The 19,380-nt window shown below is 57.8% G+C and carries 17 protein-coding genes, 1 tRNA gene and 1 other RNA gene; 12 read left to right on the forward strand and 7 right to left on the reverse strand.

Annotated features, from left to right (window positions below; genetic code table 11):
- Window positions 1-51 precede the first annotated feature (51 nt).
- From FE702_RS02825 to FE702_RS02845, 5 genes are all read right to left on the reverse strand, one after another.
- Complete coding sequence (locus FE702_RS02825) at window positions 52-558, reverse strand: SspB family protein (protein WP_147124694.1); 507 nt, start codon at window positions 556-558, stop codon at window positions 52-54.
- A 111-nt stretch (window positions 559-669) separates the two neighbouring features.
- Complete coding sequence (gene chrA, locus FE702_RS02830; protein ID WP_147124695.1) at window positions 670-1,941, reverse strand: chromate efflux transporter; 1,272 nt, start codon at window positions 1,939-1,941, stop codon at window positions 670-672.
- Between the two features lie 69 nt (window positions 1,942-2,010).
- Window positions 2,011-2,359, reverse strand: a transfer-messenger RNA (tmRNA) gene (ssrA, locus tag FE702_RS02835).
- A 41-nt stretch (window positions 2,360-2,400) separates the two neighbouring features.
- Window positions 2,401-2,763: a DUF4345 family protein gene (locus FE702_RS02840; RefSeq protein ID WP_147124696.1), complete on the reverse strand. Its 363-nt coding sequence runs from the start codon at window positions 2,761-2,763 to the stop codon at window positions 2,401-2,403.
- An 82-nt stretch (window positions 2,764-2,845) separates the two neighbouring features.
- Window positions 2,846-3,649 (reverse strand): DUF2189 domain-containing protein, encoded by an 804-nt coding sequence (locus FE702_RS02845; RefSeq protein ID WP_147124841.1) that lies wholly within the window; start codon window positions 3,647-3,649, stop codon window positions 2,846-2,848.
- A 160-nt stretch (window positions 3,650-3,809) separates the two neighbouring features.
- Between FE702_RS02845 and FE702_RS02850 the strand changes: the two genes are divergently transcribed.
- Window positions 3,810-4,217, forward strand: coding sequence for a universal stress protein (locus FE702_RS02850; protein WP_147124697.1), 408 nt, complete (start codon window positions 3,810-3,812; stop codon window positions 4,215-4,217).
- A 154-nt stretch (window positions 4,218-4,371) separates the two neighbouring features.
- Here FE702_RS02850 and FE702_RS02855 read toward each other — a convergent pair whose 3' ends face one another.
- Window positions 4,372-5,418, reverse strand: a complete 1,047-nt coding sequence (locus FE702_RS02855; protein WP_147124698.1) for an ABC transporter substrate-binding protein — start codon at window positions 5,416-5,418, stop codon at window positions 4,372-4,374.
- Between the two features lie 272 nt (window positions 5,419-5,690).
- Between FE702_RS02855 and FE702_RS02860 the strand changes: the two genes are divergently transcribed.
- The 11 genes from FE702_RS02860 to FE702_RS02910 all read left to right on the forward strand — a co-directional run bounded on the left by FE702_RS02860 (window position 5,691) and on the right by FE702_RS02910 (window position 17,472).
- Complete coding sequence (locus tag FE702_RS02860; RefSeq protein WP_147124699.1) at window positions 5,691-6,791, forward strand: dimethylsulfoniopropionate demethylase; 1,101 nt, start codon at window positions 5,691-5,693, stop codon at window positions 6,789-6,791.
- Window positions 6,792-6,802: 11 nt separating this feature from the next.
- A complete protein-coding gene (gene acuI, locus FE702_RS02865; protein WP_147124700.1) occupies window positions 6,803-7,801 on the forward strand; it encodes an acryloyl-CoA reductase in 999 nt (332 codons plus the stop codon).
- Window positions 7,802-7,905: 104 nt separating this feature from the next.
- Window positions 7,906-9,129 carry an aminotransferase class V-fold PLP-dependent enzyme gene (locus FE702_RS02870; protein ID WP_147124701.1) on the forward strand — a complete coding sequence of 408 codons (1,224 nt, stop codon included), beginning with the start codon at window positions 7,906-7,908 and terminating at the stop codon, window positions 9,127-9,129.
- A 34-nt stretch (window positions 9,130-9,163) separates the two neighbouring features.
- A complete protein-coding gene (locus FE702_RS02875; RefSeq protein ID WP_147124702.1) occupies window positions 9,164-10,585 on the forward strand; it encodes a cryptochrome/photolyase family protein in 1,422 nt (473 codons plus the stop codon).
- Window positions 10,586-10,679: 94 nt separating this feature from the next.
- Window positions 10,680-11,888 carry an SAM-dependent methyltransferase gene (locus FE702_RS02880; protein ID WP_147124703.1) on the forward strand — a complete coding sequence of 403 codons (1,209 nt, stop codon included), beginning with the start codon at window positions 10,680-10,682 and terminating at the stop codon, window positions 11,886-11,888.
- A 4-nt stretch (window positions 11,889-11,892) separates the two neighbouring features.
- A complete protein-coding gene (locus tag FE702_RS02885; protein ID WP_147124704.1) occupies window positions 11,893-12,333 on the forward strand; it encodes a TrgA family protein in 441 nt (146 codons plus the stop codon).
- On the forward strand, window positions 12,324-13,451 hold the full coding sequence (locus FE702_RS02890) for an NUDIX domain-containing protein (RefSeq protein WP_147124705.1): 1,128 nt from the start codon (window positions 12,324-12,326) through the stop codon (window positions 13,449-13,451). Before FE702_RS02885 ends, FE702_RS02890 begins: the two co-directional genes overlap by 10 nt.
- A gap of 70 nt (window positions 13,452-13,521) precedes the next feature.
- The gene (locus FE702_RS02895; RefSeq protein WP_147124706.1) at window positions 13,522-14,556 is read left to right on the forward strand and encodes a cysteine synthase A; all 1,035 of its coding nucleotides are present in this window, start codon (window positions 13,522-13,524) and stop codon (window positions 14,554-14,556) included.
- Complete coding sequence (locus FE702_RS02900; protein WP_255449562.1) at window positions 14,556-16,904, forward strand: DUF3772 domain-containing protein; 2,349 nt, start codon at window positions 14,556-14,558, stop codon at window positions 16,902-16,904. The genes FE702_RS02895 and FE702_RS02900 overlap by 1 nt, the downstream gene beginning before the upstream one ends.
- A gap of 41 nt (window positions 16,905-16,945) precedes the next feature.
- Window positions 16,946-17,341 carry a hypothetical protein gene (locus FE702_RS02905; RefSeq protein ID WP_222611782.1) on the forward strand — a complete coding sequence of 132 codons (396 nt, stop codon included), beginning with the start codon at window positions 16,946-16,948 and terminating at the stop codon, window positions 17,339-17,341.
- A 41-nt stretch (window positions 17,342-17,382) separates the two neighbouring features.
- Window positions 17,383-17,472 (forward strand) — tRNA-Ser (locus FE702_RS02910).
- A gap of 114 nt (window positions 17,473-17,586) precedes the next feature.
- On the opposite strand, the gene FE702_RS19000 is transcribed toward FE702_RS02910, so the two are convergent.
- A complete protein-coding gene (locus FE702_RS19000; protein WP_430303140.1) occupies window positions 17,587-18,828 on the reverse strand; it encodes a translocation/assembly module TamB domain-containing protein in 1,242 nt (413 codons plus the stop codon).
- Window positions 18,829-19,380 lie beyond the last annotated feature (552 nt).

The raw sequence follows: 19,380 nt of genomic DNA on the forward strand, positions 1-19,380 counted from the left end.
GGTTGCGCAAACGTCTGCGACATTGGTGTCTAGGATGCCGCGGCGAGTGGCCTAGCTTTTACGGAAACTGTCGAGGCTCACGACATCTCCAGATTTTTCTTCGGTGTCGCCCTCGGCTGTGTCGGCCTCTGGTTCGGGACGCGGCGTTTGGGAGGCGGCATCAACCGTGGTTAGGTGTGGGGACAGATCGCTGTCTTCGTCATCATCAACAGTTTCAAAGCGCAGCCCGAACTCAACAGATGGGTCCACGAAGGTCTTTATCGCGTCAAACGGGATATAAAGCGCCTCTGGGCTGTCGCCAAAGTTCAGTGTGACGGCAAATCCGTCTTCTTCTACGACCAGATTGTCGAACCAATGCTGCATGACGACGGTCATTTCGCCGGGATAACGGTCTGAAAGCCAATCGGCGATTTCGACATCCGGGTGCAGCGTGTCGAAGGTAATGAAGAAGTGATGGTTTCCCGGCAGCCCACGTTCAGACACATCGACTAGGACGTTATGGATCAGACTCCGCATCGCGCGGTGCATCAACGCGCCGTATTCAATGCTGTCTGACATGTACACTATCCTCGGTCTCAAGTCGTTTGTGGGGCACATCGATCAGCTTGGATGATTTACCCAATGGCAAGCATAGGGGATTCCGCGCTGAGTTAAAGGCGGGAAGGCGGCTCAGGTTGCCGCAAGCAGTCCCATTGCCGAATGAAGGACAATTGAAGCGATTGCAGCCATTGCCAGAACCAAAGGCATCGGCAGGCTGCGCCAGAGCAACAGCGCCGCAGATAGGCCGATCAATCCAAGAGCCATGGGATTGAGACCAGTGACATCAGGGACCGGGATCGCCGCTATTCCAAATGAAACTGACTCAACCGTTTTAAAGACAACATGCAGGGCGAACCAGAGAGACAGGTTCAAGATCACGCCGACAACGGCGGCGGTGATGGCCTTGAGGGCTCCGGCAAGTCGAGGGGCGGCTGTAAGCCGTTCAAGGTACGGCGCGCCCGCAAAGATCCACAGGAAGCAGGGTACAAACGTGACCCATAGCGTGATGGCACCTGCCAACACGCCATAGGCCAGCCCACCTTCGGCAGCCCCTGCAATGGTGCCTACGAATTGGGTGACAAGGATTAATGGACCAGGAGTCGTTTCTGCCAGTCCCAAGGCGTCGATCATTTGTTCGGTGGTTAGCCAGCCAAAATCACCGACCACCTGTTGTGTCATGTAGGCCAAAACCGCATATGCCCCGCCAAATGTCACAATCGCGAGTCTTGAGAAAAACAAAGCAATATCAGTTAGAAACGGCGCGTTCATCATCCACAGAAGTACGATCGGCGCCATCCAGGCAAGCGCCCATAAAGCGAGCGCTACGGGATGCGTGGGTTTCGTGGGCACTGGCTCTGCCGGTTGTACAGGATCGCTTCCAAAACGCCATGCACCGATCAGCGCCGCAACGAGCAGGATCAGCGGAAAGGGTGTGCCTAGCAAAAAGACTGCAAGAAAGGACCCAAGCGCCAGCGCCCATGCCAAGCCTCCTTTGAGAGCTTTGCCAGATAACCGGTGCAAAGCTTGCACGACGATGGTGATCACAGTGGCCTGGACGCCTAAAAACGCAGCCTGAACAATGGGTAAAGACCCATATTGAAGGTAAAGAATTGCCAGTGCAAAGATCACGAGCGCACCGGGCAGGACAAAGAGTAGTCCAGCTAGAACACCACCAAGAGTTCCGCGCAGGCGCCAACCTGCATAGGTGGCCAGCTGCATGGCTTCCGGTCCCGGCAACAGCATGCAAAACGACAGCGCGCGCAAAAAGGCGTCCTGTGTCAGCCAGTTTTTTCGTGTGACAAGCTCGTCTTCCATCAGCGCGATTTGCGCCGCAGGCCCGCCAAAGGACAAAAGCCCGATGCGGCCGAATACGCGGAACAGGTTGCCATAACTCGGTGTCATGAACTGGAGGTAACCTGTTCACGTAACAGAACAAAGCGAATGTGGTGGAAACAGCAACGAATGGATGGAAGTGCAGGCTTCTGTTGCCAGGTGCCTGCGGACCCCGCCTAACGCGGCTAGGCGCTAGGGCTTAAATTTCGATCACTCGGACTGCTTACGCAGCCATTGCGACCGGAGCACGATTGTCATTTGCAATTGTACAGTTTTCGCCGATAACGGTGGCAGACAGCCGAGACAAAGCTAACCCCTTTAGACGCTTGTCGATCCTATTTCGTCCCCATGATCGCCAAATGAACGATGTTTGGTGGAGACGCCGGGTACCGCCCCCGGGTCCAATACGTTTATTACGAGCGCGTTTATGTCCATAGTTCTTGCGAACGCTTCATATATAGGCGACCGGAAGCGGCTATGGAAGGGGCAGGAGCCTCCGGCGGAAGTATTTTCAGCAAGAAGATCGGCTTAGGTCAGGCCCAGAACGGATGCGTTGGCCCAGATGGCGGCAACGGCGACGGCAAGCTCAATGACAAAGAAATTCATCTTTTTCTGGGTGTATCCATCCAGAACAAGGCTGATCAACCGTCCGGTTGCGCCGCCACCCCAGACAAGACCCGCCATGAGGTATGCTGCAGGTGTTCCAATCAGCAGGGCGGCCATCCCGGTGATGACAAACACCCCGCCCGAGGCTGCGCGCACCTCTGATTTTCCCATGGTTGAACCGCCGTCTTTCAGGTCGACGACCTGCATCGTGTAATTGGGCGCAACCCAGCCAAAAAGGCCGAAGCCAATCGAGGAAAGCGCGACGAGGATGTTGATGATGTCCATTGGATGTCCGTTCAGTGTTTCCCTTTGAACGGGCGACACGTGGGTTTGGTTCACATTTTTTGCGTGTTCGCCAAAGGAAGCGCTACAGGCGCGGTTCAGTGCGTGGCGGTGAAACGATTGCTTGGTCTTGAAGCGGCAGGCGGTAGAGGTGCCATGTGGCATGGCCCAAGACCGGCATCACCACGAGAAGCCCCAGAAAGAGCGGCAGCATCGCAACAAAAAGAGCGCAGGCAATGACAGCGGCCCAGATCAGCGCCACGGCAAGATTTGCACTGAAGGTGCGGACTGATCGGATCATCGCCGTCACAAAATCGATGTCTTGATCGAGCAAAGCTGGAAACGACTGCCACGCCAAGGCGAAGGTGACCAACGCTGTCAATGCACCGACACCAACTTGGAAGCCGACCATCGCAAGCCCGGACCCGGTCAGGAACATATCATAGGATGTCGAGATATTTGTCAGTGTCATGCTTCCCAAAAACAGGGCGAACGACATGTGGGCAAAGAAGCTCCAGAACAAGAAGATCAGCATCAAGACGACACCCATCCACGGGATTTGTTTGCCCCGTTCGGCCCAGACCACACCGATGATTTCGGCCCAGTCCAACTGCTTGTGTGCCTCAATGCGCCGCGACACTTCGTAAAGTCCTGTTGCAGCAAACGGGGCGATGATCGGAAACCCGAGCGCAAGCGCCAACGTCCATACAAAGGTGCCCGCGCCCAAAACCAAGAGAGCGAGCCCGCCCAAGACGTAAATCAGACTGAAGACGATGCCGAAGACCGGAGCGCGTTGGAAATCAAACCATCCAAGGATCAGCGCGCGAACAAGGTCGTTGATCGAGTAACGGTAGTCGGGGGCAGTCTGGGCCTGAAGGGTCGTCGTCATCACGGCAGGTTACCTGATTTTTGAGTGCGCCGAACCAAAAGAGTTGGACCCCCCAATTTTTGCATGCGTGGCCGCAGATGTGCTTGATCCTGATCAAGGATCACATCGGGACAAGGCGGTACAAACAAGACAGGCAGAAGATGTCGAAAGGGAGAAGCCCATGTATAACAAAGTACTGGTTCCGGTGTCGCTTGATGAAAGTGATACGATCGAAAGCGCATTTGCAGCGGCTCGGCATCTTGCCTCAGAGGGTGCCGAGATCCACGTGATTCACGTTGTCGAGTCCATCCCTGCATATTTCACGACTGAAATCCCGCAGGAAATCCTGGTGGATCGTCGCAAGGAACTTGAGGCAGCATTGATCGAGGTGGCCAAAAAGATCGAAGGCGCGATCCCTCATGTGATGACCGGTAGCCCAGGCATCATGATCGTGGAATACGCCAAAAAGATTGAAGCCGACTGCATTGTGATCGCGTCGCATCGTCCTGGGTTGCAGGATTACTTCCTTGGTTCCACGGCCGCACGGGTTGTGCGCCACGCGCAATGCCCGGTTCATGTAGTGCGCTGAGGACCTGACCTCAGTTCGCTATATGCCCTATAGTCGGGCGCTCCAGAGAACGTCGGCTCACCGGGCGATAGACACAATTGGTGTCTGCATGACAAAAATGAAAAAGGGCCCATCGTTTCGATGGGCCCTTCCTTTTTGTGGTACGTGCGATGGCTTAGAAGCCGGCTTTGATCTTTTCGAATTCGGCGATCATTTGCTCGCGCAATTGGTTGTCCATCGGCAGTTGGGCCAGCAATGGCGCGTCGATTGGGCCAAGGCCAACTTCGGCCAGTGTTTCGGCATCGATGTTGGCCATGTTTGTCGCGTTCGAGTGACCGTAGCCCCATTCATTGACGATGTAGTCGGTGACGGCGGGGTTAAGCCATGCTTCCATAAAGTCATGCGCCTTGTCTTCGGAGCCGGGACCGTCAACGAGGTTCACGTAGCCGCAGAACCAAGCGGACGAGCCTTCTTTGGCCTCACGCTGGAATGCGATTGGCTGACCTTCGCCTGACATGGTGACTGGCGTCTCATTCCAAGACCAAGCAATCAGAACTTCGCCTGTGCCCATCAGCTGGGCCAATTCGGCACCATCGGCCCAATAGGCCCGGTTCAGCTGGTGCGCTTGGCGCAGCCATGCGGATGCGGCTTCAAAGTCTGCTTGGGTGGCGGTTGTCCAGTCGCTGACACCAGTGGCGAGGTAGGCCAGCGCATAAGCGTCATCGACGTTGTCGGGCAGAGAGATCCGGCCCGCATAGGCCGGGTTGTGGAATACCTGCAGGCTTTCGACGTCTTCGGCAGGGACTTGTTCTGTGTTCCAAGCGATCGCCGTCATGCCAGCGTCGGCTGGGATAAAGTAGACGCCGGTGTCATCGGCAAAGATCGGGTTTTCTTTGTAGCTGGCCTCGACCTCGGAGTAGCTTGGGATTTTGCTGATGTCCCATGGTTCGATCAAACCGGCCTGACGCCATTTGTCGACCGATTGCGAACAGGGATGCGCAACATCGGCCTCGAAACCGGAACGAAGCTTTTGGAACGCTTCTTCTTCTTCGCCGAAGAATGCGTAGCTGGGTGCGACGCCGTGCTTTTCTTCGTAGGCGACGTAGAAGCCTTCTTCTTCGAACCCGGACCAGTCAAAAACCAGCAGGTCGGGGTCTGCTGCAAAAGCTGTGGTTGCAACCGTGATCAGCGCCGCTGATCCCAGGTATTTTGCGATCGACATGTCTTCCCTCCGTGTCGTGTAGGCGTGACGACTCACTGTCGTCTCTCGTCTTGATCTACCGCATTCCGCGTTAACCGAAATGTCGCAATCTGACCGGAACGGTAGGGGGCATGTCGCTATGATACAAGTCGATTGATTTGATATCGCATGACGCAGCGTCACCATGCTCAGAAACGGTATTGCGGCGGGCCTTACTAAAGATATTGGACGCCATACCCTGTTTCGGCGCGCTTCGGAAAACAGGGCAGGTTGGGCCAAAGGGGAGAATTGGCATGGCTGTGATTGCACCGTCCCGTCGGGTACGGCGGACACCTTTTAGCGACGGCGTCGAAAAAGCAGGGGTCAAGGGCTATACGGTCTATAACCACATGCTGCTACCGACAGTGTTTGAGAACATCGTCGATGACTACCACCATCTGAAGAACCATGTTCAGGTTTGGGATGTGGCCGTTGAGCGCCAGATTGAAGTGCGCGGCCCGGATGCGGGGCGGTTGATGCAAATGCTGACGCCACGCGACCTGCGCGGGATGCTGCCGGGGCAGTGTTATTACGTGCCGATGGTCGATGAGACCGGCGGTATGTTGAATGATCCTGTTGCCGTTAAGCTGTCCGAGGACCGCTACTGGATTTCCATCGCGGATTCTGACCTGCTGTTCTGGGTCAAAGGCATTGCCTACGGGTATCGTCTGGATGTGCTGGTCGATGAACCGGACGTGCATCCTCTGGCCATTCAGGGGCCCAAGGCCGAGGATCTGATGGTGCGGCTCTTTGGCGAAGGCATTCGTGACGTTCGGTTCTTCCGCTATGGTATCTTCGATTTTGAAGGCACGTCGTTGGTCATCGCGCGCTCCGGGTATTCGAAACAGGGCGGATTCGAGATTTACGTCGACGGCTTCGACCTTGGCATGCCGATCTGGGATGCTCTGTTCGCGGCAGGCGAAGACCTGAACGTCCGGGCAGGGTGCCCAAACCTCATTGAGCGCATCGAAGGCGGTCTGCTGAGCTATGGCAACGACATGACACGCGACAACACCCCCCACGAATGTGGATTGGGTAAATTCTGTTCCACGCAGACAGCGATCGGGTGCGTTGGGCGCGACGCCTTGCTGCGCGTGGCCAAGGAAGGTCCTGTCAAACAGGTGCGTCCGATTTCGATCACGGGTGATCTGCCACCATGCGACCGGGCGTGGCGCATTCTGGCCGATGGCGAGAAGGTTGGGACGCTGACGTCAGCTGCGTGGTCGCCGGACTTTGACACCAACGTCGCAATCGGCATGGTGCGCATGACGCACTGGAAGCCGGGCACCAAGCTTGAGATCGAAACTCAGGCCGGAATGTTCGACGCGGTCGTGCAACCAAAATTCTGGATCTAAAGGAGCACTCCATGACCGATACTTTCAACGCCTTGATGGTTCGTAAAGACGAAGACGGCAAAACCAGCGCGGGGGTTGAGCAGATTGGTTTGGGTGATCTGCCCGAAGGTGACGTTGTCGTGGCCGTCGAATATTCGACGGTCAACTACAAGGACGGTTTGTGCATTGGGCCAGGTGGCGGGCTGGTGCGCAATTATCCGCATGTACCGGGTATTGATTTTGCTGGCACCGTCGAGAGCTCGGATGACGACCGTTACAAACCGGGCGACAAAGTTGTTCTGACCGGTTGGCGCGTCGGTGAAGTGCACTGGGGTGGCTATGCGCAGAAGGCGCGGGTCAAGGCCGATTGGTTGGTGCCTCTGCCGGAGGGGCTGAGCACGAAGCAGGCGATGGCTGTTGGTACCGCAGGCTTCACGTCAATGCTGGCTGTGCAGGCGCTTGAGGATCATGGGCTGACACCGGGCAATGGGCCTGTGCTCGTGACCGGCGCAGCGGGTGGTGTAGGCTCAGTCGCGACAGCCATTCTGGCGGCCAAAGGCTATGAGGTGGCTGGCGTGACAGGACGCCCTGAAACCGGTGACTACCTGAAATCGCTTGGCGCAACTCAGATCGTAGCGCGCGACGAGATCAACGAAACCACCAAACGTCCGCTGGAAGCCGAAACATGGGCCGGATGCGTTGATGCCGTTGGTGGCGCGATGCTGGCGCGGGTACTCGGTCAGATGAAATATGGGGCGTCTGTCGCAGCGGTCGGATTGGCTGGCGGGGCAGGGTTGCCGGCGACAGTGATCCCATTCCTGTTGCGCGGTGTGAATCTGCTGGGCATCGACAGCGTGATGCAACCCTATGATGCACGCGTGCGCGCATGGTCGTCGCTGGCTGAAAGCCTGCCGATGGATAAGCTGGAAGCGATGGTGAAGCCTGCGACCTTGGCTGACCTACCCGGTCTGGGGTCCGACATCCTGAAGGGGCAGGTGCAGGGCCGCGTCGTCGTTGATGTGAACGCCTGACAAACACGGACTGTCCAGTTTTTCCGCGTGGTTCTGTCAACTTATCCTGACTAAGCTGTTGAAAACGCTTGTCCGAATCCGGGCGTCATGACAGATGAAACGGTATGCAACTGGATTCCGAGTTTGTCCGCGCTCAGTTCCCAGCTTTCGCAGAGCCGTCATTGCGCGGTGCCGCGTTCTTTGAGAACGCGGGTGGCAGCTATGCCTGCCGCTATGTGATCTGGAGGCTCACGCGCTTTTACAAGGAGCGTAAGGTTCAGCCTTACGCCCCTTATCAGGCGTCTTATCTTGGCGGTCAGGAAATGGACGAAGCGCGCGAACGTATGGCGCGTTGTCTTGGGGTAACCGGCGATGAGGTCAGCTTTGGCCCATCGACCACCCAAAACGTCTATGTGCTCGCGCAAGCGTTCCGCGAATGGCTGACACCCGGTCAGGCGATCATCGTCACAAATCAGGATCACGAGGCGAATTCCGGCGCGTGGCGCAAGCTTGCCGATTACGGGATCGATGTGCGCGAGTGGCAGATCAATCCGGATACCGGCCATTTGGACATCACCGATCTAGAAGACCTGCTGGATGACAAGGTCAAGCTGGTCTGCGCGCCGCACTGTTCGAACGTCGTGGGTGAGATCAACGATATCGCCCGCATTGCGCGCATCACCCATGCGGCAGGCGCGTTTTTATGTGTGGACGGGGTAAGCTATGCGCCCCATGGTTTGCCCAATGTGAAAAAGCTTGGCGCCGATATTTACATGTTTTCGGCCTACAAGACCTTTGGTCCCCATCAGGGCATCATGGTCGTGCGACACGATCTTGGAATGGCGCTGCCCAATCAGGCGCATTTCTTTAACGGCTCAAGCCTCAGCAAACGCTTTACACCGGCGGGGCCCGATCATGCGCAAGTCTCGGCCTGCGCTGGAGTCGTCGACTATATCGATGCGATCTACAAACACCACTTCAAGGCGGGTCGCGATGGAACCGCCCGCTCAGAAGCCGTGCATGACCTGATGCGTGCCAAGGAAGTGGAGTTGATGCAGCCACTGCTCGCATTCCTGAATGACAGACCCGGTGTGCGTCTGCTTGGACCCGAAACGGCGCAGGGACGCGCACCGACGATAGCACTGGCATTGCGCGACCGTGGCGAAGATGTTGCCGCGCGCCTCGCGCATCACGGGATCATGTGTGGCGGTGGTGATTTTTATGCTGTGCGCCCTTTGCAGGCGATGGGGATCGATCCGGATCACGGTGTCCTGCGCCTGTCCTTCCTGCACTACACCAGCACGGACGAGGTTGACCGTCTGATCGACGCCCTAGATCACGAACTCTAGGGCGCGACGGAAGACGCCCGGACGAAAGGGCGCGATGTCAGAGAAACCTCCTATCCTGTTGTGGTACCGGCGTGATTTGCGCCTGAGCGATCATCCAGCCTTGTCAGCCGCATGTGCATCCGGTCACCCGGTGATCCCGGTCTTCATCAACGATGAAGGTGTCGATCGTCTGGGTGCAGCCCCGATGTGGCGGCTGGGGTTGGGCGTTGAAACGCTTGCCAAGACGCTGGAGAAAAAGGGTAGTAGGCTCATCCTTCGCAAAGGACTAGCGCAAGAGGTGTTGGAGGCGCTGGTAAAGGAAACCGGAGCCTGCGGTGTGTATTGGTCGCGGTCCTATGAGCCAGTGTTGCAGGACAGGGATGCCAACATCAAATCCGCTCTGAAGGATAACGGTGTCGAGGCGCGCAGTTTTTCCGGCCACTTGCTGTTTGATCCATGGTCTGTCCAGACCAAAACCGGCGGGTTCTACAAGGTCTACAGCCCGATGTGGAAGGCGGTGAAGGACAGCGAGATCGACGCAGCCGTAAGCGCGCCATCTTCGATCCCTGCGCCAGATACATGGCCTTCATCTGATGATCTCAGCGATTGGAGCCTTGGTGCGCGCATGAAGCGAGGGGCCGACATCGTTCGGCAACACATTGACGTCGGCGAGGAGGCGGCCCAGACGCGGTTGGGCGTGTTCATACGCTCCATCATCGACGGATATGACACCACGCGCGACTTGGTGGCCGAGGACGGCACATCACGTCTGTCCGCACATTTGTCATTGGGCGAAATCTCCCCACGCAGTTGTTGGCACGCGGGACGGCGCGCGCTGGAGGAAGGCAAAGGCGGTGCCGAGACATTCCTAAAGGAGCTTGTCTGGCGCGAATTTGCCTATCACCTCTTACATCACACGCCGCGCATCACCAGCGACAACTGGCGGGAAGAATGGGACGCGTTCCCATGGAACGAAGATGAACGATTGAAGGAAGTGCAGGCGTGGAAGCACGGGCGCACCGGCATTCAGTTTGTCGATGCAGGCCTGCGCGAGATGTACGTGACCGGCACCATGCACAACCGCGCGCGCATGATCGTTGCCAGCTATTTGACCAAACACCTGTTGTCGCATTGGAAAATCGGCTTGGCGTGGTTCGAGGACTGCCTTGTTGATTGGGACCCGGCGTCGAACGCGATGGGATGGCAATGGTCTGCGGGCTCGGGCCCGGATGCGACCCCGTATTTCCGCGTGTTCAACCCGGTCACTCAATTGGACAAGTTCGACAAGAATCGCACCTATGTCAGTCGTTGGATCGCTGAAGGTCGCTCAAATCCTTCGGATACTGCGCTTAGTTATTTTGATGCGATCCCAGAAAGTTGGAACATGTCCGCCGATGATGACTATCCAAAGCCTGTCGTTGCGGCAGATGAGGGGCGAAAGCGGGCACTGAACGCCTATGAGAAGCGCGAATTTTAATTCGTGTCTTGATAGGCTTACACGCAAAAGCGTAAACTCACGCATACGGGAAGACCAGATGCCGACAGAGCATCGACAGGGGGAAGGACTTGGGATGATCCTAAGCAGCACGTCAGGCCAGAAGGACCTGCCGCGATATTTTAGACAGGTGTTCGATATTGCGGGGCGGATCGAAAACGGTCGCATTGACTTTACCATTCCGGACGGGCGCACATTCCGTGTGGATAGCAAGCGGCCCGGGCCTGTGGCGCATCTGGAAATTCATGACAACGATGTCTTTGCCCGCCTGATCCGCGAAGGTCAGCTTGGGTTTTGCGATGCCTACCTAGATGGGCAGTGGTCAACACCGGATTTGCAGGCCTTCATGGATGTGATCCATGCCGACAATGATGAAGTCTTTGACGGCTTCAAAGGCCAGATCTTTGTGCAGTGGTACGAGCGCCTTCGCTTCTGGATGAACCGGAATACGATTGATCAGGCCAAAAAGAACATCAGCTATCATTACGATTTGGGTAATGATTTCTATGGGTTGTGGCTGGATGATACCATGACCTATTCCAGCGCTTTGTTCACGACCGGACAGGAAAGCCTTGAGGCTGCTCAGACAGCGAAATACGCGTCCATGGTCGATCAGATGGGCGCTCAGCCGGGCGATCATGTGCTTGAAATAGGCTGTGGTTGGGGCGGCTTTGCAGAATATGCCGCCAAAGAGCGCGGGCTGAAGGTGACGTGTCTGACCATCAGCCGCGAGCAGTATAACTACGCCGTGGATCGCATTGAAAAGGCGGGGCTTTCTGATCAGGTGACGTTCAAGCTGCAGGATTATCGCGATGAGCGTGGCACCTATGATGGCATCGCATCAATCGAGATGTTCGAGGCGGTCGGCGAAAAATACTGGCCTGCGTATTTCAATACCGTGCGCGACCGACTGAAGCCGGGCAAGAACGCCACGCTGCAAATCATCACCGTCCAAGATAATCGCTTTGAGATTTACCGGCAAAGTGTTGATTTCATTCAAAAATACATCTTCCCGGGTGGTATGCTGCCTTCGCCTAGCGTGCTTCGGAAGCAGGCTAAAAGCGCGGGGCTGGATGTTGTCGGATCGATTGAGTTTGGCGAGAGCTATAGCCAAACCCTGCGCCGCTGGCATGAGGTGTTCAATGATCGCTGGGATGAGGTAAAGGCCTTGGGCTTTGACGACCGGTTTCGGCGGATGTGGAATTTCTATCTGACCTCTTGCGCGTCGACATTCCATTCTGGAAACTGCGACGTGACGCAAATCACCATCGCAAAGCCAGCCTGATCTTATGCCAACTGCCGCGAAACTTGCTGCCGCTCTGCTCTTTGCAGGGCTGGCCTATCATGTCTCGGGGTTGGTTCGCCCAATATTTGCGGATGAACGTCCTTTGCCGAACCTACAGATGATCAACCTTGGCTTCGGGTTAATCATCGGCTGGGTCGTAGCCGGGAAGCGAGCGGGCGGTGGGTTGACCGGCGCGATAGGTGCAGGTCTCACAACCTCGATTTCCGTGTTTTTGGTCTGCTTGTTCTTCAATAGCGCTGCAGAAATGGTGGCGCGGTCGCTTCGCAAACACTACGACGCGCCGGTGCAGGCCGTGATTGCCGTATTCGAGCTGATGTTGGAATTCGGGCAAAGGATCATGACGCCAGAAATCATCGCGACGACACTGGGCGGAGGCGTACTTGCCTGCATCGTTGTCAATTTCGTCGGGCGGCAATGGCGGTGAGCCGTCCGCTATTCCTCTATGGAACGCTTCGCTATTTGGACCTGCTGCGGATCGTGGCGGGGGCCGAGTTGCCTTGGCAGAACGCTTGGTTGCACGGTTACGCAGTGGTTCAGGTTGCGGGTGCCGACTATCCGCGCCCGGTTGAGGCAGAAGGGACATGCGCCGGCATTCTCGTTGAGGATCCAGAAGTGCGCGCGCGGCTGGATTATTTCGAAGGTGGATTTGGGTACGGGCTGCGACGGGTGACAGTTGAAACGTCAACCGGTCCGGTCGATGCCGAGATATACTGGCCTCACGACGGGATTGTCGCGTCAGATCAAGCGTTTGATTTGGCGGAATGGATCGAAACGTGGGGCCGGATGGCCCTGCATTTTGCCAGCGAAGCGATGGAAGGGTTCGGCGCCATATCGCCCGAAGTGTTGGCATCCCGTTTCGCTCAAATTCGGGCGCGCGCTTGGTCACGTGTTTTGGCAGAGCAAGAAGCGCCGGTTCGGCAATTGCCCGGTCGTCCCGCTGGCCCAGCCGAGATTGAAACGTTTCGTCGGCCCTATTCGAATTTCTTTTCGGTGATGGAACATGACCTGACATTTCCACGGTTCGACGGCTCGAAGAGCCCAGTGGTCAATCGTGCGGCCTTGGTTGCCGCTGACGCGGTGGTTGTGTTGCCCTACGACCCGGTTCGCGACCGGGTTCTTTTGATTGAACAGTTTCGCCCGGCGATGATGTTTCGCGGTGACCCAGACGCATTTTCAGTCGAGGCAGTAGCTGGCCGCATTGATCCGGGCGAAAGCGCAGACCAGGCAGCCCGCCGCGAAGCTGTCGAAGAGGCGGGGCTGCAATTGCAGACGCTTCATAGGGTCAGCACGCACTATCCAAGCCCCGGTGCTTTCACCGAATACCTCACATTGTTCGTCGGGATCGCGGATTTGCCGGATGGCATTGAGGGCATTGGTGGGGTGGAAACCGAGGATGAAAACATTCGGTCGCATCTGTTCGACTATGCGACTTTCGAGGATTGGCTCGACCAAGATCAGTTTCGCAACGCGCCGCTGATCCTTTTGGGCCACTGGCTGGCACGGCATCGCGACGCGCTTCGGGACGCCTCGGCACAAGGCTGATTATGTCAGCCGGGGTTGAGGTCACCCCAGTGCATCCCTACACCTAAAGGACCAACACGAGAGGCCCAAGATGCAGGTTCACAACCACCTGACCGATGCAATCGGTAACACGCCCCTGATCAAGCTCCGCAAGGCGTCAGAGGAAACCGGATGCACCATACTGGGAAAGGCAGAGTTCATGAATCCGGGCCAGTCGGTCAAGGATCGCGCTGCTCTCTTTATCATTCGCGACGCCATCGCGCGCGGCGACCTCAAGCCCGGCGGGACGATTGTTGAAGGAACGGCTGGCAACACGGGCATTGGCCTAGCGTTGGTGGGGGCGTCTTTGGGCTTCAAGACTGTCATCGTGATCCCCGAAACGCAGAGCCAGGAAAAGAAGGACATGCTGCGTTTGGCTGGCGCGGAACTGATCGAGGTTCCGGCTGCACCGTATCGCAACCCAAATAACTATGTGCGCTATTCGGGGCGTCTGGCGGCGAAGCTGGCGGAAACAGAACCGAATGGTGCAATCTGGGCCAACCAGTTTGACAACACCGCCAACCGGCAGGCCCATATCGAAATGACCGGGCCGGAAATCTGGTCGCAGACCGAAGGCAAAGTGGATGGATTCATCTGTGCAGCAGGCTCAGGCGGGACCGTTGCGGGCGTCGGCATGGCGTTGCAGCCTAAGGGCGTGAAGGTGGGGCTTGCAGACCCAGACGGTGCCGCCTTGCATTCATTTTACACGACCGGGGAACTGGCCTCATCAGGAGGCAGCATCACCGAGGGCATCGGGCAGGGGCGCATCACGGCAAACCTGGAAGGATTCACGCCAGACATGTCGTTCAACATCCCCGACAGTGAGGCGATCCCGATTGCCTTTGACCTGCTGGAGCATGAAGGCCTGTGCATGGGCGGCTCAACCGGCGTCAATGTGGCGGGTGCCATGCGCATGGCGCGCGACATGGGGCCGGGCCACACCATTGTGACGATCCTGTGTGACTATGGCACACGGTATCAGTCCAAACTGTTCAATCCTGAATTCCTGCGCAGCAAGGATTTGCCGGTTCCAGCCTGGCTGACGTCGTCACGCGATATTCCGACGGTGTTTGAGGACGCCAACTGATGATGCGTTTTATTGCTGTCTTGATCCTGGCGTTGATACCGACGCTGGCATTGACGCAGGACGTCCCCGATTATGCCGAATGGTCTGAAACCGCCGCACGGGCAGAGGTCGCCGTTGAGAATGCGCGCGCTTCTGATGCAGCCTTTGGTGATTTGCGGGCCGAGGTTGCGCGCTGGCGCAGTGAGTTTCAGGATGCGCAAGGCATCAACGAAGCACGGCTTGCCACGTTGCGTGAGCAACTCACCAGCCTTGGTCCTGCGCCCGAAGAAGGAGCAACCGAAACCGCTGAAATCGCAGCGCGTCGGGCGGAACTTCAGGAACAGATCCAACGCGCCGAGGCGCCGCAACTGACAGCAGGAGAGGCTTTCAGACGCGCGAATGGCATCATTTCGGAAATCGATACGATCCTGCGCGAAAGGCAGCAGCAACAGATCCTGAATGTGGACCCAAGCCCGTTCGTCATCGGCAACTGGCCAAGCGCGTGGCGGCAACTGCAAGCCAGCTGGGCAGGGCTGCGCGACACCGTGGCCAGCTTGTGGAGCACAGAAACCTCACGCGAAATCGCACGCCAAAACCTACCTTTGATCCTTGTGCTGGTGTCGGTTGCGTTGGTGCTAGTTCTGCGCGTCCGGCAATGGAGCCAACGAGCTGCAGCCCGGATTGAAGAGCGCGGCAGCACCAGCGAACGGCAACTGGGCGCGTTCATCGTATCCTTGGGCCAATTCCTTGGCCCGGTCTTGGGTGTCGCGGCTCTGACACGTGCCATTTATCTGACCGAGCTTTCCGGTCCGCGCGGTGCATTGGTACTCGACGCGCTTGGGATAGCTGCGGCGGCGGCATTCGTCGCAGCATGGCTGGCCGGTCGGGTATTTCCATCGAACGATGCGCGCGGGGGGATATTTCAGCTAGATGCCCATTGGCGGGCCATTGGTCGGCGCATGTTGACCCTTCTTGGGGTGGCCTATGCAGGGCACCTCTTGATTACGGTCTTCTTTGATCTGGACCAATATACAGGCGCGGCACGATCGGTTCTAAGCTTTCCGATGTTGGTTGTCGCGGGGCTCAGCCTTTTCCGGTTGGGGCAGGCGATGTCGCAACACAGCCCCGAACTGGACGAAGAGGGGCAACCGGCTCCTGTGTTCTTTGATCGGTTGGTCGCGCTCTTGGCGCAAGTCGCGCGCTTGATTGGTGTAGCAGGCATCATTACTGCGGCTTTGGGGTACACCAATCTTGCCAGCTACGTGGTGTTTTCTGCCTCGGCGAGTTTCGCACTCGTCGTGCTCCTGGCGCTTTTGCAGGACGTCATCCGCGACGGCTATGCGTTGCTCCGGGGGCACGCCGACGGGCGCGAAAGCCTTGTGCCGGTTTTAGTCGGCTTTGCCGTGATCCTCGCGTCTTTGCCTGTCTTTGCGCTGATTTGGGGCACGAGACCGGCCGAGTTGCTTGAGATATGGCAAACAGCGCAGGACGGCGTTGCTTTTGGCGGTGTGCAAATCTCGATCACGTCGCTTCTGACGCTGGTTTTGGTGTTTGTCGCTGGCTTCACGTTGACACGTCTGGTGCAATCGGCGCTGCGCACGACGGTTCTGCCCAAGACCCAGCTTGATGTTGGCGGTCGCACGGCGCTGACCTCCGGCATCGGATATATCGGGATTTTCCTCGCGGCCTTGGCGGCCATTTCGGCCGCTGGGCTTGATCTGTCGTCGCTCGCGATCGTGGCCGGTGCCCTGTCGGTCGGGATCGGTTTTGGTCTTCAGACTGTGGTGTCGAACTTTGTGTCCGGGATTATCCTGCTCATCGAGCGTCCGATCAGCGAGGGAGACTGGATCGAAGTTGGGGGCAACATGGGTTATGTCCGCAAGATCAGCGTGCGGTCGACCCGGATCGAAACCTTTGATCGGACCGACGTCATCGTTCCGAATGCTGACCTGATTTCTGGTACCGTGACCAACTATACCCATGGCAATTCGGTTGGACGTGTCATCGTGCCGGTGGGCGTCGCCTACGGCACAGATACGCGCAAGGTCGAAGCAATCCTCAAAGAGGTTGCCGGGAACCATCCGATGGTTCTGCTCAAGCCGCCGCCATCCGTGGTTTTTATGGGCTTCGGAGCGGATTCGCTGGATTTCGAGATCAGGGCGATCCTGCGCGATGTGAATTGGGTGTTGTCGGTGAAATCCGACATGAACCATGCCATTGCGAAACGCTTCACCGAGGAAGAGATCGAGATTCCATTTGCGCAGCGCGATATCTGGATCCGCAATCCCGAAAGCATGCGCAAGATGGACGTGCATGACATGGAGACCGACGCAGGCGGAGACATAGGAGAGAGCGACGGCGGCGCTTAGTGCGCGACGGCACAGACCTGAACGCCGCGCTGTATTAGCCCTTGAGCATCCAATCTGTGGAGGACGCGATGTTCTGGCGAATGACATGCACGGTCAGTGCGATAGTGTTTTTGTATGTCGGTTTTGCGCTTTTGGTATTTCCGGAAAGCCACATCGCTTTTCTCGGCGCGCCTGACGGAGACGGCAGCCGGATTATGGCTGCGCGCGCGGCTCCTCTTTATGGTGGTTTGGCGATGGTGTTCCTTCTGGCCGGTGGGTTTCACAACGCCGAATTGCGGCGTCTTGTGGCGGCTGGCGCTACCGCAACATTCGTCGGGCTGATGGCTGTCGGCATGTGGCATTGGATCGGCGGGCACGTTGGTCCAGTTATTTGGCGGGCGCTTGCCGTCGAAGCCGTGCTGGCCGCGCTCTTCGCAATGCATTTATTCCGTCGCTAACCGCTTGCACCCCACCGCCGTCTAGGGATAGACCCGCTCTCGGACAGGTGGCCGAGTGGTCGAAGGCGCGCGCCTGGAAAGTGCGTAGGCGGGAAACCGTCTCGAGGGTTCGAATCCCTTCCTGTCCGCCACTTACCCCTTCACCGCGCAGATGAATTCGCATGCTTCGCTAGGACCGGGTGCCGCGTCGATCTGCGGCGCGGATCGTTTGGGATTGCGCCGTCCGCGCTTGCGCAATGCCTGTTTTAGTAGTCGCGTTCGAAGAAGATGCCGACGCCCGAGTTGCCGGAAGAATCGACATTGCCGCGCAGAGTGACCGAGGGGCTGACCGATAGGTTCAGGTTGATTTCACTTTTGCCGGTGCTGTCGACGGTCACGCCGGTATAGACGTTTTCATTCAGGTAGCGGCCAGCGCTGATAGCGGTGGTGTTGTCTTCGGTGGTGGTAACGTCGAGATCATCAAGGCCAAAGCCTTCGCGCAGTCGCCCGACGATCCCTTCACCCGCCTGACCCGACAGAACTCGGATCGCATTTGCAATTCGCAGGGCCTGAAAAGCCGAGATCTGCGAAAGCTCACGTCCGACTAGCAGACGCGCGAGGATTTCGTCTTCGGGTAGTGTGGGGGAGGATGCGAAGGAGACGTCCGGCGAGGATGCGGTTCCTTGGACAATAATGCTGATCGAGGTGTCGGCAGCTTGCGTCGTGGCCACGGCGCGAATGCGCGGATCAAAATCGCCAAGCAACTGTGCCGATGCTTCGCTCAGTGTCAGGCGCTGTCCCAGAATATCAAGCCGCCCCCGGATCAGTTCAAACCGGCCTTGGGTGATCACATCCTGGGTCGTTCCCGTCACGCGGATGCGTCCGCCAAGCTCTGCGTCCAGACCGCGCCCGCGAATAAAGACCCGGCTTGGGGCGCTGATCACCACGTTCAATGGGTAATCGGCACCCGTTCCGGCAGAGGCTTCATTCGTCTCTAAGAGACCCGCGCGGATACGTGTCCTACGCACGGCAGCAGGTTCATTCAAGTGGACAAGCCCGGTGACGTCCGCGCCCGTGGCGCCGACCGCGTCGGGAATACGGATTTCAGTCTGGCCTAGGTCAATTTGCCCGGCAATGCGGGCGCCACCCGCCAAAGGACCGCGCACGCTCAGCGCGCCGTTCAGGCTGCTTTCCACAAATCCCGGATCGCTCAGGATGATCTCACTGAGATCAATCGCAAGATCGCCGCGAAACGGATCAGTCAGACCGACCGTCCCGTCGGCCGTCACCGCTCCGCCTGACGAGACATCCGTACGGGCGTCGATCCGTGCTTGCCCCGAGGCAAGTGTGACGGTCGCGTCAATACCTGTCAGAGAGGCGGGCAATCCCGGTGCTGTGAACTGCGCGCCATTGGAACGGATAATGCCTGACAAGGACGACACATCGGGCGGGCCTAGGAGGCGCAGGTCAAAGCTGGCTGATCCGGACACAAGATTGGGCGCAATCATCGTGTTAGCCAATGCAAGAGCCGTGGAGCCAGACAGGCCAAGGTCAAAGCTGTCGAACGCTTGTGTGGCCGTGCCTGACACGCGGGCGGTGGTCCCGCCGGGGCCTGTCAGATTTGTGTCGATCTGCCATGGTCCCTGGGACGCTGAAAGCGAACCTGTTGCTGTGAGCGGGCCGCTCAGCTGGCTGACAAAAGCCCCGACGTCCCGGAGGCTCAGATCATAACGCAATGCGCTTTGCTCGGGTGCAAGCTGGCCAGATAAGGCCGCAGTCAGCTGCGCTCCCTGCAGATTAACGGCGCTTAGCGTCAGCGTGCCATCGGAGTCACGCGTGACGTTGGCTGTGATGCTGGGGTTTGTGCCAAGGGCAAGGTCAGCTTGCGCGTTGCCGGTGCGCAGGCCGCTTCCATTTGCCGTCAGGTCGGCTGAAAATACGCCGTCGGCAATATGCCCTGCAGCTGTTGCACGGGCGGTGATTGCGCCGGATATCTGTGTGCCGCTCAGACGTCTGAATGCGCTCAGGTTATCGCTGCGCAGTGTCGTCTCAATGGTGGT

The organism is Shimia ponticola, from assembly GCF_007995215.1.
GTDB classification, from domain to species: Bacteria; Pseudomonadota; Alphaproteobacteria; order Rhodobacterales; family Rhodobacteraceae; genus Shimia_B; species Shimia_B ponticola.

Bases quoted from the DNA above. Each gene is read 5' to 3' on its own strand.
- FE702_RS02870 (WP_147124701.1), top strand. From the start codon at position 7,906: ATGCAACTGGATTCCGAGTTTGTCCGCGCTCAGTTCCCAGCTTTCGCA.
- FE702_RS02890 (WP_147124705.1), top strand. From the start codon at position 12,324: ATGGCGGTGAGCCGTCCGCTATTCCTCTATGGAACGCTTCGCTATTTG.
- FE702_RS02825 (WP_147124694.1), bottom strand. From the start codon at position 558: ATGTCAGACAGCATTGAATACGGCGCGTTGATGCACCGCGCGATGCGG.
- FE702_RS02855 (WP_147124698.1), bottom strand. From the start codon at position 5,418: ATGTCGATCGCAAAATACCTGGGATCAGCGGCGCTGATCACGGTTGCA.
- FE702_RS02850 (WP_147124697.1), top strand. From the start codon at position 3,810: ATGTATAACAAAGTACTGGTTCCGGTGTCGCTTGATGAAAGTGATACG.
- FE702_RS02880 (WP_147124703.1), top strand. From the start codon at position 10,680: ATGATCCTAAGCAGCACGTCAGGCCAGAAGGACCTGCCGCGATATTTT.
- FE702_RS19000 (WP_430303140.1), bottom strand. From the start codon at position 18,828: ATGATTGCGCCCAATCTTGTGTCCGGATCAGCCAGCTTTGACCTGCGC.
- chrA (WP_147124695.1), bottom strand. From the start codon at position 1,941: ATGACACCGAGTTATGGCAACCTGTTCCGCGTATTCGGCCGCATCGGG.
- FE702_RS02875 (WP_147124702.1), top strand. From the start codon at position 9,164: ATGTCAGAGAAACCTCCTATCCTGTTGTGGTACCGGCGTGATTTGCGC.
- acuI (WP_147124700.1), top strand. From the start codon at position 6,803: ATGACCGATACTTTCAACGCCTTGATGGTTCGTAAAGACGAAGACGGC.
- FE702_RS02840 (WP_147124696.1), bottom strand. From the start codon at position 2,763: ATGGACATCATCAACATCCTCGTCGCGCTTTCCTCGATTGGCTTCGGC.
- FE702_RS02845 (WP_147124841.1), bottom strand. From the start codon at position 3,649: ATGACGACGACCCTTCAGGCCCAGACTGCCCCCGACTACCGTTACTCG.
- FE702_RS02900 (WP_255449562.1), top strand. From the start codon at position 14,556: ATGATGCGTTTTATTGCTGTCTTGATCCTGGCGTTGATACCGACGCTG.
- FE702_RS02885 (WP_147124704.1), top strand. From the start codon at position 11,893: ATGCCAACTGCCGCGAAACTTGCTGCCGCTCTGCTCTTTGCAGGGCTG.
- FE702_RS02895 (WP_147124706.1), top strand. From the start codon at position 13,522: ATGCAGGTTCACAACCACCTGACCGATGCAATCGGTAACACGCCCCTG.
- FE702_RS02860 (WP_147124699.1), top strand. From the start codon at position 5,691: ATGGCTGTGATTGCACCGTCCCGTCGGGTACGGCGGACACCTTTTAGC.